Raw genomic sequence first — 13,956 nt, forward strand, 5'->3', positions numbered from 1 at the left:
ACTCGGCCTCGGCGACATACTCGCCGTCGTGCCCATGGCCGCCCTAGTCGCGGTGATGATCATCGTGTCGTATCTGACCTTCGACTGGCACAGCATCCGCTTGTCAACTCTCAAGCGGATGCCAGGGAGCGAGACCACCGTCATGGTCACCACGGTCATCATCATCGTTCTCACCCACAACCTGGCCATCGGCGTCGTCGCCGGCGTGATCGTCGCGATGGTCGCCTTCGCGCGCCGAGTCGCCCACCTAGCCCGGGTGGAACGCACAGTTGAACTCGACCAACCCGTGCCGACCGCGTATTACACCGTGACCGGGGCCCTGTTCTTCGCCTCAAGCAACGACCTCATGACCCAGTTCGAATACGCCGACGACCCCGACCGCATCATTATCGATCTATCGGCATCACACATCTGGGATGCCTCCACCGTCGCCACCCTCGACGCCATCACCCACAAGTATGAGCGGCACGACAAGCGCGTCGTCATCGAGGGATCGAACGAGGCGAGCCACGAACTACATTCCCGCCTCGCCGGCAACCTCGGCGGCGAGCACTAACCTTCGAACGTGTCAGTCAGTCACCACAATCAGCCCGCGCGCGCCCTTCTCCGCATCTGACATCACGTGGCTCATAAACGGATACGTACCCGCTTCGGTAAACGTGAGCTCGACGAAGCCGCCCTGGGCGGGTGCGAGCGCGAGCGTTTGCGCCCCACCCGTTCCGGTGCTGCCACCGGCTCGCAGGAGGTATTCACCCTCCGAGAACACGGTGTCGAACTGACCTCCGACCACGTGAAAGGAGCTCCCAATGTTCGGGCCCGCGTCGAGCACCCAGATGCGCACCTTCTCGCCGACGGTCGCAGTCAGCGGCGCGGCGACATACTGATTCGCGTAGCCGTTGAACGTGAGCAGGTCAGGCAACTGCGTCTGCACCTTGGCCGGGTCGCCTTCCTCGCCCTGCTGGCCCAGATAGAACTCGGACTGGACCAGCACATATTCCTGCGCGACGACGGTCAGTCCGGGCGGATCGATGATGACCGCACCGAACATACCGTTCGCAATGTGGACCGACATGGGCATCGTCGAGCAGTGATACATCCAGATTCCCGAGCGCGTCGCGGTGAACCGGTAGGTGAGCTCTTCTCCGGGGTCGATGGTCTGCATCGGCTTGTCCGGTGCGAGCGAGCCGGCGTGAAAGTCGAGCGAATGGCCGATGGTTCCCGCGTTGACGAAGGTGATCTCGAAGACGTCACCGACAGTGCCGCGCAGCGTCGGCCCGGGCGCCGTGTGGTTGTAGGTCCACAGCATCTGTGTGACACCCGGCGCCACTTCGGTCTCGGTATTGCTGACGGTCATCGTGCTCGTGTGCACGGTAGCGGATGCCACGGGCGCCAGTCGCGCATCACGCGCGACGAAATCGCTTCCCGGCTCGGCCATGGGGTCTATGCCGCCGAGTGCCGACGCGTCGCTGTGCATTGCGTTTGCGTGCGAATCGGCACTGGCGGTCGAGTCCGCACCGATCGCGTTCACGGTCAGCAGCATTCCAAGCAGCCGGTGGCCCCCCAGGGAACACCAACCAGTGCTGTCGGCGTCGATCATCCCGACGTTGACGGTCGTCGTGGCCTGGGGCTCGACCGAGCCGGACTCCACTCCGCTGTCGAATACGAGATCGTGGAGCATGCCGTCGGCGTTGGTGAGGGTGATCACCAGGTTGTCGCCAACCGGAACGTTGATCGTGTCGGGGCTGAAACGGGTGTCAATCATCGTGACGTCGACGGTCGTCGTGTGGCCGGTCGCGCCCGGGCCCGAGGCGAGGCTTGTGTTGGAAGGCTCGAGGGCGACGCCGACGGCGAGGGTCAGAGCCAGGGTCGCCGCCACTGCGACAAGCATGCCGGTGCGCGGCTGCGGCGCGGGACTCTCCGCGACGTCACGCACCAACGGCGGAAGCTGCGCCCCCGGAGGAGTGCGGTTCTTTCGATTGATGCGCAGCGCCCGCACCATCAGAATGATGAACGCCGCAAGGGTCGTGAGCAGAACGGCCCAGAGCAGAGCGGCGACGACGTCGGGCACCGGCAGAAGGGTGAGGCCGAGTGCGCCATTGACGACGCTGACTCGGAACAGGCCGGCCCGATCGAGTTCGTGCGCGGTGGCCTTGGACGCCCGCGGTCCGCCGCCGAGCACGACCGGAATGAGAAAGCTCAGCGCGCCGATCATGATCTGGCCGCCGAAGCCGACCGCGAAGTACGGCACGAGTGTTTTGAGGCCGGCCGCGGCATCCGCCCAGCTGGCAGCGGTGACTACGACGGTGCCAAAACCGAGCGCGCACACCGCAAACCAGGCAAGGGCTGCGGTGATCGACCACCCGGCGTAGTTGACGGCGGGCGAACGGCGCACGTGCCCGGCCAACTCCCCGAGCACCCGGGCAAAGCCGACCAGGTAGATAAGTACACCCGCCGCAGTGATGATTCGTGAGTCGGCGTAGGCGCCAGTGCCCAGAACCACCAGTCCGGCCAGAAGAGTCGGCAGGGTGGGGCGTGCGGCGGCCCGGGTGGTCGAGAGCACCCGGGAGTGCAACACGGTCGGGAGCAGCAGAGCGACGGTGCCGATAACGGTCAGGCCGACCCAGCCGAGCAGGTTCAGCCCGATGTGCGTGATGTAGAGCCGGTCGTAATAGTCACTCGCCGCCGCACTGCCGGGGTGGGCCATCCAAATTCCGAGAGTGACACCGACCACGAGGCATCCGGCCGCAGCAATGTAGTACCGCACGAGCGGAGCGAACCGGGCCGGGAGTGCGCCGCGCAGCTGCCGCACGAGAATGGTGGCGTGCACGACGGCATTGAGTCCGACCAGGATTCCTCCGGTGAGCACGACATGCCACCAGGCACCGGTGATCCCGATCATCACCAGGGCCGCGCCGACCGTGTGCACGGTCAGTCGAACACCCAGCCAGTACCGACCGCCGGGAGCCGTGTTCTTCAGCAGGCTGTCGGCGAAGTGCTGGCTCCAGACCAGGATCGCGGTCGAAAGGGCCCCCAGCAGCAGCAGATGCACCATGAGCCAAGGCCCGAACGACGATCCCCGATAAAGGACGACGCTGACAATCCCGAGGATCAGCCAGACGGGAACGAGCATGCCGGTGATCTGGTGCCACAGCCGACGCTTGAGGCTCGGTTTCATGTCGAACCGCTACAGAATGCGGGTCAGGCGCAGGGTCCACACATCGGGACCACTCTCGAGGTAGCTGATGCTGAAAGTGTTCGAGCGATTTCGTTCGAGCTGGGCCAAAAGCGGCAGCGGGTCGTGCGACGCCATGAGGTCGAGCGATATTCCGGGCTGAATCGCCTCCAACGCACCGAAGATCGCGGCGTGACGGATCGTGTGCGGGATGGTGCGGCTGTCAAGAACAATCGATTCGCTGTCGTCGTGACCGCAGGTACACGAGGCCGCAGCGGATTCGTGCTCGTGGGCATTCGACCCGGCAGTGATACGGATCGGTTCGGCGGTCATGGTGTCTCCTCGGCTCGGTGCGCCTACGGCACTCTCTTATTTTAGAGCATGTTTTTCCGTTTAATACACCGACCCTCGTGTGAGCGAGTGAATCGCACTTTCACAGCATCGGTCGTCGACGCGTGTTCGGTGACGCATCGCATTCGCATCACCGACAGTCATGTCGCCAGCGTGTGCTGGTTCGAGGTACCGCGCGGTCGCGGCGCCGGTGCGCCGGGCGAAGTGGTTCCGGTGCTGGGAGAATTCGGCTTCCGCGGGTAACGTTGCACGCACTAGGAGGTCTGTGATGAAAGCCATACTGAACGACACCGTTATCGCCGAGGCACCCGAGCAGGATCTGATCCGCATCGAGGGAAATTGGTACTTTCCGCCCGCGAGCGTGAAGAGCGAACTGTTCGTCGAGAGCGACACCCCGTATACCTGCCCGTGGAAGGGCGAATGCCAGTACTTCAGCGTGAAAGACGGTGACACCGTGCTGCAGGATCGTGCCTTCAGCTACCCGCACCCGTACCCGACGGCGTTCGAACGCGTCGGCAAGGACTTCAGCGGCTACATGGCGTTCTCGAAAGACGTGCAGGTCACCGAATAAGCGGTAGCTGAATTCCGCCCCGAGCGGCATCCGCGCATCGAGGCGTGAGAAGTACCCGTCGCAGCGGCGGTTACGCTGCACTTTTCACGGCTCGATTATCTGCGGCAGGAACGCGCACCAGGCGATCCCCACCTTCACGACCGTTCAGACGATCGTCGTTGGAACACGCTCGGGCGCGGCAACCGGGTGCGCCCGTTCGAGCGAGGCACCCTCCACATCAACGTTGGGCAGAATGCGATCGAGCCATTTCGGCAACCACCACGCCGCGTCCCCCAGCAAGTGCATCACGGCCGGGATGATCAGCAGCCGCACCACGAACGCGTCCAGCAGTACGCCGCCAGCGAGCCCGAAACCGATCGACTGGATCATGACCGAGTTCGAGAAGATGAAGCCGGAGAAGACCGAGGCCATGATGAGCGCGGCGGCGATGACCACCGTGCGCCCGGCGTGCACCCCGCGCTGCACGGCGAGGCGCGCCGATGCACCATGCACGTACGATTCGCGCATCCCACTGACCAGAAACAGCTGGTAGTCCATCGCCAGCCCGAACAGAACGCCGACAACGAGAATAGGCAGAAAGCTCAGGATCGGCCCGGGATCATGGATGCCGAACACCGCACCGAGCCAGCCCCACTGGAAGACCGCCGTGATCGCCCCAAAGGAGGCGAACAGCGACAAGACAAAACCCAATGTCGCCGTTACGGGCACCAGGATCGATCGGAACACGAAGATCAGAATAATCAGGGAGAGCCCCACGACAACGAGAAGGTACAGCGGGAGCGCGGCGGCGAGTTTCTCACTCACATCGATGTTTCCGGACGCGTTGCCGGCGACACCGAGGGAAGCGACCCCGACGAGGTCGATTCCTCGGAGGTCACGTACGAGCTGCTCGGTCGATTCACTGTTCGGCCCCTCCGCGGGAATGACCTGGAAAGCGAGAAGCAGGTCATCATCGGATGCTCCGATCGGTGCGACGGCGACGACGTCGTTCTCGGCACGGAGCGCTGTTCCAATGCGTACCTGTTCAGCGAGCAGGTCCTCATCCGTGACGGCTGTCTCAAGATCGGCGACGACGAGCAGCGGCCCGTTCACGCCCGGCCCGAATTTGTCGTCGGCGAGTGTGTAAGCGTTGTAGGCGCTCGAGCCCAGTGGTTCGGACGAACCGGCGGGGAGTCCGAGGCGCATCGAGAGCGCGGGGATGGCCACGACAAGAAGAACGACGATGCCTACGACCACCGTGACGACGGCGCGTACAGTGTTCATCGGCTTGACCGGCACCCGGGCATGGTTGCTGGCGTGGCCGACCCGCGCGCGGGCCTTCTTTGTGAGGATCTTCGTGCCGACCAGGCCCAGAACTGCCGGTGTGAGCGTGATCGCTATGAGAATGGCGACGAAGACGCAGACGGCACCGACCGTGCCCATGAGCCCGAGAAAGGGGATGCCGGTGAGGTTGAGGGCGAGCAGAGCGATGAGCACGGTGGCGCCCGCGAACACGACCGCGTTGCCGGAGGTGCCGTTGGCCAGCCCGATCGATTCCTGCAGGGGCAGCCCGTTGCGCAGTTGCGTTCGATGCCGGTTGAGAATGAAGAGTGAGTAGTCGATACCGACCGCGAGCCCGAGCATCACTCCCAGAACCGGAGTGACGGAGAGCATTTCGACGGCCCCGGACAGTGCGAGTGAAGCGAGCACGCCAACGCCCACTCCGATCAACGCGTTCAATAATGGCAGCCCCGCACCGATCAGGGTGCCCAGCATGACCCACAACACGATGGCCGCGAAGATCACGCCGCCGATCTCTCCGGGACCGAGGATCTCGGGGAGGCTCGCAGCAATGTCGTTGGAGACCTCAGCCCTGACGCCGGCAATGCCGGCATCGTTCATCTCCGCGACGACCGCCGTCTTCGACTCGGGCGAAACCTGGTTGAGCGACGTGTCGAACTGGATACTCGCGACGGCGGTTGTCTCGTCGGTCGAAACCTGACGGATGCCCGCGGCCAGGTCGAGCAGGTCGGCTCCCTGTTCGAGCGTGGTACTCGACGCCTCGAGCTCGGTACGGCTTGCCGTGAGTGCCGTCTGTTGCTCGGCAATCGCGGTGCGGCCCGCATCGATCTGCGCCTGCTGGGCATCGAGCATCCGCCCAGCAGCAGCGAGTTGACCCGCGGCCTCGGCCTGCGCGCGGCTGGCATCGAGCTGGCTCTGTCCAGCCTCGGCCTCGGCCGTTGCCGCATCGATCTGCGCCTGCCCCGCATCGATCTGCGCCGTTCCAGCGGCGATCTTCTGCCGTCCGTCGACGACCTGCTGCGCCTGGTCATCGATCTGGGCTTGGGTGTCGAAGGGATTCGTCACCGATTTCACGCTGTCGAGACCGGTCGTGCGTGTCAGCAGGGCGCCGATGGCGGTTTTCTGCGCGCCGGTAAAGACGGAGTTGTCGGTCGTGGTGAACAGGACCGTTCCTCGCCCGCCGCTGGCCGCCGGGAACTTCGCCGCCAGTTCGTCGCTGACCTTCTGAGTGGCGGTACCGGGGATACTGACGGACGACGTGAGTGTTCCGCCGAAGGCAGAGAACGCACCGACGGCGAGGCCGAGAACGACCACCCACGCAACAATGACCAGCCACGCTCGGCGGGCGGAGAACCGACCCAGTCGGTAGAGAAGCGATGCCATATTCTCAATTTCTGTGTATGAGCAAGGTGTGGTCGCATGACCGAAGTGGCGTCGTGCATCCCGTCATCGGGAGTCGAGGTGGTGGATCACCAGCGGAATGCGTTTGGTCAGTTGGACGGGGCGTATCCGGTACGGATCGTGACGATGAGGCGGTCGAGCAGTTCGTACCAGACAGTGCGGGAAGATGCGTCGAGCGTGCCACCCGTTCGTGCCAACCAGTGCGCCGATACGATGGCGATGCCGTTCATCACCGAACTGACAAGGATGGAAACCTCGAATTCGTCTATCGCGCTCGTGCGACCGGCGATCTCCGCTGAGAGCTGTTCGGTCGTGCGGGTGAAGACGTCACCGATGCTGTGCCGGGAGCGACCGTTCTCGCCCTCGACCGTGAGCACTCCGGCGAGGTAAGCGACCACGGGCGGCAGGTCGATGGCGCGCAGTGCCGTCGTGATCTCGTCGAACAGGCCGTCGCGACGACCGTCTCCCAATGGGGTGGCTGCCGTTGCCGCCCGAAATTCGTCGACGGTGGCGCTGAGCACCTGCGTGCAGGTGGTCATGATCACATCGTCGAGCGATGAGAAGTGGTTGAAAACCGTGCGCCGGGAGACGTCGGCGCGCTCTGCGAGTTCGTCGACGCTGAATTGTGGTTTGCCCCGCTCGCGAATGAGCGAGTCGGCGGCATCCAAAATGGCCTGGCGGTACCGCGCCTTGAGATCGGCGCGGCGATCGGCTACGACGTCAAGCGAGATCATGTGCTTACACTAAGTGCAACGACGCACAGAGTGCAAGACGAACTCGGGCGAGTTATTTCTTGCTCAGTGCCCGCGGGTGATCCACTCTTCGAGGTGGCCCGCCTCGTCGCCGATCAGGGTGGACTGACCGTGCCCGGTGCGCACCACGGTGGCAGCCGGCAGTGTGAGCAGCGTGGTGGTGATCGAGTCGATGATCGTCGGGAAATCGCTGAACGAGCGGCCGGTTGCGCCCGGCCCACCGTGGAAGAGCGTGTCGCCGCTGAACACCGTGCCGAGCGCCGGCGCGAAGAAGCAGACCGCTCCGGGTGAGTGTCCCGGCGTGTGCAGCACTTCGAGCTCGATGCCGGCGACGGCGATGCGCTGGCCGTTTTTCAGCGCGTTCGGTCGCGTGGTCGCCGTGGCCGACGCAGCAGCATCTGCGGGAAAGACCATCTCCCACAGCATCGTGTCGGCCGGGTGCAGCCAGACCGGGGCGCCCGTTGCGGCGCTCACACTGACGGCTGCACCGATGTGGTCGTTGTGCCCGTGGGTGCACAGAATGGCCAGCAGCTTACGGTCGCCTACTGCCTTCAGGATCGCGTCGGCGTCGTGGGCAGCATCAATGACGACGCATTCGGTGTCGTCGCCAACGATCCAGACGTTGTTGTCGAGGTCCCACGTGCCGCCATCGAGGCTGAAGGTACCGACGGTGACGAGGTGGTCGACGCGTGCGGTCATCAGAGCACCACCACCGAGCGCAGCACGTCGCCGCGTGCCATTTTCTCAAATGCAGCCTCGATTTCGCCGATGCCGATCTTTTCGCTGACGAATTCGTCAAGCGGTAGCCGCCCCTGCAGGTACAGGTCGGTCAGCATGGGAAAGTCGCGCTCCGGCAGGCAGTCGCCGTACCAGCTCGATTTGAGCGAGCCGCCGCGTCCGAAGACGTCGATGAGGGGAATTTCGAGCATCATTTCAGGGTTCGGCACCCCGACCAGCACGACCGTTCCGGCGAGGTCCCTGGCATAGAACGCCTGCCGCCAGGTTTCGGGACGACCGACCGCGTCGATGACGACGTTGGCGCCGAATCCGCCGGTCAGTGCCTGCACGGCTGCGACGACGCCAGCCTCATCCAGGTTCAACGAGTCGATGGCGTGCGTGGCCCCGAGCTGTTTGGCCTGGGCGAGCTTCTTGGGGTCGCGGTCGATGGCAATGATGACGGATGCGCCAGCGAGGCGTGATCCCACAATCGCAGCATCCCCCACTCCGCCGCAGCCGATCACGGCCACCGAGTCGCCTCGGCTGACGTTGCCCGTGTTCATGGCCGCGCCGATGCCCGCCATGATGCCGCAGCCCAAGAGGCCGACGGCCGCGGGGTCGGCATCCGGATTCACCTTGGTGCACTGCTTGGCGTGCACGAGGGTCTTCTCGGCAAAAGCGCCGATGCCGAGGGCCGGGCTGAGCTCGGTGCCGTCGGTGAGGGTCATCTTCTGGGTGGCGTTGAAGGTGTTGAAGCAATACCAGGGTTGGGCCCGCTTACAGGCTCGACACTCGCCGCAGACGGCGCGCCAGTTGAGCACCACGAAGTCGCCGACCGCGACGTGCGTCACGCCTTCGCCGATGACGCTGACGCGCCCGGCGGCTTCATGCCCGAGCAAGAAGGGGAAGTCGTCATTGATGCCGCCCTCTTTGTAATGAAAGTCGGTATGGCAGACGCCGCACGTTTCGATGTCCACGATGACTTCGCCTGGACCGGGATCAGGGATGACGATTTCGACCAGTTCGACTGGCGCGCCCTTCGAGCGGGCGATGACGCCTGTGACTGTGGTGGACATGGAGCTCCTCCGATCGAGGGGTGCCGGGTATGGCAGGGACGATTAACCTTATCGGAGGCGTGCGAGGGACGAACGCCCGCGGCCAGACCAGCTCACACCAACATCTCCATCGGGATCGCCGCGAACGCTCGCGTGACCAGCCGGGGTCTGATCATCTGGTACCGAGGCTGCAGTGACTCCGGCGCACCGTGCACTTGACCACCGAACTCGCCGGTCAGAAGACCAAGCACGCCCGCAGCGACCTCTCCCACCGACTGGTCCACGCTCGACAGCCCGATTGCAGCAGCAACGGGTGTGTTGTCGTAGCCCGTCACCGGAACCCGCTCAGGGTTGGCGATCATCGCCCCCAGGGCCAGCGAGTCGCTCGCGCAGAGAACCGCGTCCAGCGGCCCCGCCCTGCGTCGCAGGTCCTGCATCGCAGCGGTGCCCTCGGCTACACCATCGACGGTAACTGCCTCGAGTGCGATCAGATCAGCCTCGGTCACGTCGCCGCGTTCGCGCATCGCATCGTGCCAGCCGCGGCGCCGGTCATCGCCGGTATCGGCCGAGCTGGGCCAGCCAATGTAGCCGATACGCCGCGCGCCGGCATCCTGCGCCGCCCGCGTCGCCTCATACAACCCGGCCCAGCCGTCGACATCCACCCAGAGGTGCTGCGGATCGCTCACGTCGTCGGCCCCCCAGGGCCGCCCAAAGGTCACGAAGGCGATCTTGTTCTCGATCAACCACTTCGTGCGGGGGTCGCCAGCAAAAGTGGAAGTAAGCACGAAGCCGTCCACATCGGCCCCGTCGTTCAGGCGCTGCAACTGGATGATCTCGTCCTCGGGGCTGGTGGCGGTGAACAGCAACACCCGTAAACCCTGCTTGTCGGCCTGCTCGGTCAAAGCATGCAAAAAACGATCCAGCACAGACCCCGATATGCCGTCGATCATCGGATCCAGCCGAATGCCAATGGTGGAGCTGCGTCGGGTACGCAATCGCCGCGCCGAGGCGTGCGGGCGGTAGCCCAGCTGCGCGATCGCAGCCTCGACCCGTTCGCGCGTATCGGCGCGCACGATGCCGGGCGAGTTCATCACATTTGAAACGGTCTGGCGGGAAACGCCTGCCGCGAGTGCAACATCCGTCACCGTAGGCATCGAAGCCATTGTCGATCCTCCCCACGAACCTTCAGAATGTATCGACCCATAATTGATTCTCCACAGGCTACCGCTTTTGCATTGGTTAAAGCCTCACTGTATTGGATCGATCCAAGAAACTATTTGATCGATCAAATAAAGTCAGCTACTGTGAACACCACACAAGATGTGCGCACCGTAGCGCGATAGAAGGAGCATCAAGATGCAACGACGCAACTCCCGCTTGCTGATCAGCGCAGGTCTCACCGTGGTCGGTGCCCTCACCCTCAGCGCGTGTGGTTCCGGATCCGGTTTTAGCAGTGACTCCGCCACCACCGGAGGCGAACTCACCAGCGACTCCTCCCAGGGTCTCTCGGTTCTAATCGGTTCAAGTGGGGACGCCGAGACCGCTGCCGTCAACGCCGCCGTGGCCGCCTGGTCCAAGACCTCCGGCACCAACGCCGAGGTCAGCGTCGCGAGCGACCTCAATCAGCAGCTCGCCCAGGGCTTCGCCGCGCAAAAGCCCGCCGACGTGTTCTACCTCTCAACAGATGCCCTCGCCGGGTACGCGTCGAACGGCTCGCTGCTCGCCTACGGTGACAACCTGGCCAACAAAGACGACTTTTACCCCAGCCTGGTCAGTGCCTTCACCTATGACGGCGAGTTCTACTGCGCCCCGAAGGACTTTTCCACCCTGCAGCTCCTCATCAACACGGACCTCTGGGCCAAAGCCGGGCTCACGGACGCCGACATCCCCACCACCTGGGACGAGCTCGCGACGGTGAGCGCAACGCTCACCACCGGCTCCCAGGTGGGCCTCGCCCTCGGCAGCGAATACGCCCGCCTGGGCGCGTTCATGGCCCAAGCCGGCGGCAGTCTGATGAACGAGGACAGCACCGAGGCCACCGCGAACAGCCCGGAGAATGTTGCGGGCCTCGAATACGCGCAGACGCTCCTCAACGACGGCGTGATGAGCTATGCCAGCGAGATCGGCGCAGGTTGGGGCGGCGAGGCGTTCGGAAAGCAGTTGTCCGCCATGACAATCGAGGGCAACTGGATCACCGGTGCAATGACGAACGACTTCCCCGACGTCAACTACACCGTGGCCGAACTGCCGGCAGGCCCAGAAGGCAAAGGCACCCTGCAGTTCACCAACTGCTGGGGCATCGCCACCGACAGCCCCAACCAGACTGCGGCCCTGAACCTGGTGGAACAGCTCACCAGCAAGGACGCCCAACTGACCTTCTCTGAGGAGTTTGGCCCGATGCCCTCGATCATGTCGGCCGCCGCCGAGTGGAAGAGCGCCAACCCCGCCCTGATTCCGTTCCTGGACGGCGCGGACTATGCCCAGGGCGTGCCTATTGTGCAGGGCGCCGCGGATGTCGTGAGCGACCTGAACGCACAACTCGAGTCACTCAAAACCGGGAACGCGCAAGCAATCCTCGACTCCACGCAGAAGAACCTTCAAGCACTACTGAAGTAGCCCCATGTCGATGCCTGCACGCACGCCTCGCCGCTCCGGTATCCGGGGCGGTGAGGCCGCCTCGGGGTGGCTGTTCACAGCCCCGATGATCATCCTGCTCGGGATGTTTTTGGTCATCCCAGTGCTGATGGCCCTCTGGGTCAGTTTCTCCGACTGGAACGGTCGCGGCAGTCCTTTTTCCGGCTCCGTTGCTTTTGTGGGCTTGGACAATTATTCCGCTCTGGTCGGCGGCGGCGGCCTCGCCGAACAGGACTTCGGCACGGCGTTGCGTAACAACGCCTGGTACGTCCTTTTAGTCGTACCGATCCAGACGACGCTGTCCCTGTTCCTGGCCGTTTTGGTCAACCGGCAGATCTTGCGCGGCCGCGGCTTCTTCCGCACCGCGTTCTACTTCCCGTCGGTCACCAGTTCTGTGGCCATCACGGTGCTGTGGCTGTTCCTGTTCAGCGCCAGTGGCGCTGTCAACAAACTGCTCTCCTTCATCGGCGTCAACGGACCGAACTGGTTCAACGACCCCAGCGGAGTGCTGCACAACATCTTCGAGGCGTTGGGCGTTGAGACGGGCCCGGCCGTCCTCACCGGCAACTCGTTCCTCGGTATCTCGTTCTGGGAATGGCTGGCCGGGCCATCCGTTGCCATGAGCGCCTTCATTTTAATGGCCGTGTTCACCACCAGCGGCACGTTCATGCTGTTGTTCATCGCCGCACTGCAGAACCTCAGCGGAGATGTCGTCGAGGCCGCCGTAATGGACGGCGCCAACGGTTGGCAACGATTCTGGCAAGTCACCCTCCCCCAACTACGGCCGACCCTGTTCACCGTGCTCACTCTCGGCCTGATCGGTGCCTGGCAGGTCTTCGACCAGATCTATACCGGCACCCAGGGCGGGCCAGGCAAGACCACGCTCACCCCGGCCTATCTCTCCTACCAGGCCGCCTTCACCAACCAGGCCTGGGGCCAGGGCGCCGCGATCGCGTTCATCCTGTTCGTGATCATCGTGGTCTTCACCCTGTTTCAACGGTGGCTACTGGCCGAACGCGCCGTCTCCGCCCGGCGGATGCGCTGGTACCTGCAAACCCCGACCTCCGGAGGTTCCAAATGACCACCACCGTGAGAAACCGCATGCGCCCCAGCACCGCCTCCCAGCGACTGCGCAACCTGAGCCGGCCGCAGCTACCCACCAGCGCGATCGCCGGCCGGTCGCTGCTCTACGCGATCCTGATCGTGCTCGCGATGATCTACATCGCTCCCTTCCTCGTGCAGGTCGCCACCTCCTTCAAAACGGATGTCGAAGCAGCCACCAATCCCATCTCACTGCTGCCGCAGACCTGGTCGACGTCCGCGTACGAGAGGTTGTTCCTCAACTCGGACTTCCCGATCTGGTTCCAGAACTCCGCAATCGTCACGGTCTTCGTCACGCTCGGCCGCGTGTTCTTCAATTCTTTGGCCGGCTATGCCCTGGCCCGGCTGCATTTTCGAGGCCGCAATGTGATCTTCGCGCTGCTCATCGCTGTGATGAGCGTGCCCGGGGTGGTGCTGCTGATTCCCAAGTTCCTGGTGATCAACCAACTCGGCATCTACGACACCTATGTGGCCATGATCGTGCCGCTGCTCACCGACGCCGCGGGCGTCTTCATCATGAAGAACTTCTTCGAATCGATCCCGGCAAGCGTCGAAGAGCAAGCACGCATCGACGGGGCAGGCAACTTCCGAGTGTTCTGGTCGATCGTGCTACCGATGGCCCGGCCGGCCCTGGTCACGATCATCATCCTGTCGTTTCAGGGCTCCTGGAATGAGCTGTCGCACTTCATCGTGGCCACGCAATCACCCGAATTGACCACACTCACCAAGGGGGTGGCCTCGCTGGCCTCCGGGCAGCTGAGCCAGGGCACCCAATACCCGCTCAAGCTCGCCGCGGCGGCAATCATGACCATCCCGGTCGCGGTGATGTTCTTCATCTTCCAAAAACGCATCATGAACACCACCGACGGCGCCGTGAAGGAGTAGTCGGCGCCCTTTGTTTTTTCCCCCAGATCGCACCAC

13 protein-coding genes are annotated in these 13,956 nt (G+C 63.9%); 6 read left to right on the top strand and 7 right to left on the bottom strand.

The genetic code is table 11. The annotated features are described in order from the left end of the window. A partial coding sequence (locus CXY74_RS01110; RefSeq protein ID WP_146070006.1) for an STAS domain-containing protein occupies nt 1-556 on the top strand: 556 nt, incomplete at its 5' end. Between the two features lie 12 nt (nt 557-568). Here the strand turns inward: CXY74_RS01110 and CXY74_RS01115 are convergent. Further along, nucleotides 569-3,175: a multicopper oxidase domain-containing protein gene (locus CXY74_RS01115; protein ID WP_104198726.1), complete on the bottom strand. Its 2,607-nt coding sequence runs from the start codon at nt 3,173-3,175 to the stop codon at nt 569-571. 9 nt (nt 3,176-3,184) lie between these two features. Further along, complete coding sequence (locus CXY74_RS01120) at nt 3,185-3,505, bottom strand: DUF2249 domain-containing protein (RefSeq protein WP_104198727.1); 321 nt, start codon at nt 3,503-3,505, stop codon at nt 3,185-3,187. Nucleotides 3,506-3,592: 87 nt separating this feature from the next. On the opposite strand from CXY74_RS01120, the gene CXY74_RS17440 reads away from it, so the two are divergent. Both CXY74_RS17440 and CXY74_RS01125 read left to right on the top strand, forming a co-directional pair. Continuing rightward, nucleotides 3,593-3,766: a hypothetical protein gene (locus CXY74_RS17440; RefSeq protein ID WP_158252260.1), complete on the top strand. Its 174-nt coding sequence runs from the start codon at nt 3,593-3,595 to the stop codon at nt 3,764-3,766. A 25-nt stretch (nt 3,767-3,791) separates the two neighbouring features. Further along, complete coding sequence (locus tag CXY74_RS01125) at nt 3,792-4,094, top strand: DUF427 domain-containing protein (protein ID WP_104198728.1); 303 nt, start codon at nt 3,792-3,794, stop codon at nt 4,092-4,094. A gap of 144 nt (nt 4,095-4,238) precedes the next feature. Here the strand turns inward: CXY74_RS01125 and CXY74_RS01130 are convergent, their stop codons facing one another. From CXY74_RS01130 to CXY74_RS01150, 5 genes are all read right to left on the bottom strand, one after another. Beyond that, nucleotides 4,239-6,758, bottom strand: a complete 2,520-nt coding sequence (locus CXY74_RS01130; RefSeq protein WP_104198729.1) for an MMPL family transporter — start codon at nt 6,756-6,758, stop codon at nt 4,239-4,241. Between the two features lie 107 nt (nt 6,759-6,865). Continuing rightward, the gene (locus tag CXY74_RS01135) at nt 6,866-7,510 is read right to left on the bottom strand and encodes a TetR/AcrR family transcriptional regulator (RefSeq protein ID WP_104198730.1); all 645 of its coding nucleotides are present in this window, start codon (nt 7,508-7,510) and stop codon (nt 6,866-6,868) included. Between the two features lie 63 nt (nt 7,511-7,573). Then, nucleotides 7,574-8,227, bottom strand: a complete 654-nt coding sequence (locus CXY74_RS01140; RefSeq protein ID WP_104198731.1) for an MBL fold metallo-hydrolase — start codon at nt 8,225-8,227, stop codon at nt 7,574-7,576. Further along, complete coding sequence (locus tag CXY74_RS01145; RefSeq protein ID WP_104198732.1) at nt 8,227-9,321, bottom strand: S-(hydroxymethyl)mycothiol dehydrogenase; 1,095 nt, start codon at nt 9,319-9,321, stop codon at nt 8,227-8,229. Before CXY74_RS01145 ends, CXY74_RS01140 begins: the two co-directional genes overlap by 1 nt. Nucleotides 9,322-9,413: 92 nt before the next feature. Further along, nucleotides 9,414-10,454 (bottom strand): LacI family DNA-binding transcriptional regulator, encoded by a 1,041-nt coding sequence (locus tag CXY74_RS01150; protein ID WP_233193093.1) that lies wholly within the window; start codon nt 10,452-10,454, stop codon nt 9,414-9,416. 202 nt (nt 10,455-10,656) lie between these two features. On the opposite strand from CXY74_RS01150, the gene CXY74_RS01155 reads away from it, so the two are divergent. Genes CXY74_RS01155 through CXY74_RS01165 form a run of 3 tightly spaced genes read left to right on the top strand, consistent with a single transcriptional unit; the run spans nt 10,657 to nt 13,920 of the window. After that, a complete protein-coding gene (locus tag CXY74_RS01155; protein ID WP_104198734.1) occupies nt 10,657-11,916 on the top strand; it encodes an extracellular solute-binding protein in 1,260 nt (419 codons plus the stop codon). Between the two features lie 4 nt (nt 11,917-11,920). After that, entirely contained in the window at nt 11,921-13,015 is a 1,095-nt protein-coding gene (locus tag CXY74_RS01160; RefSeq protein WP_104198735.1) for a carbohydrate ABC transporter permease, read from the top strand. Continuing rightward, nucleotides 13,012-13,920 (top strand): carbohydrate ABC transporter permease, encoded by a 909-nt coding sequence (locus tag CXY74_RS01165; RefSeq protein ID WP_104198736.1) that lies wholly within the window; start codon nt 13,012-13,014, stop codon nt 13,918-13,920. The genes CXY74_RS01160 and CXY74_RS01165 overlap by 4 nt, the downstream gene beginning before the upstream one ends. Nucleotides 13,921-13,956: the final 36 nt, after the last annotated feature.

Origin of the sequence: Cryobacterium sp. Y29, from assembly GCF_002929825.1 — a bacterium.
GTDB lineage: Bacteria > Actinomycetota > Actinomycetes > Actinomycetales > Microbacteriaceae > Cryobacterium.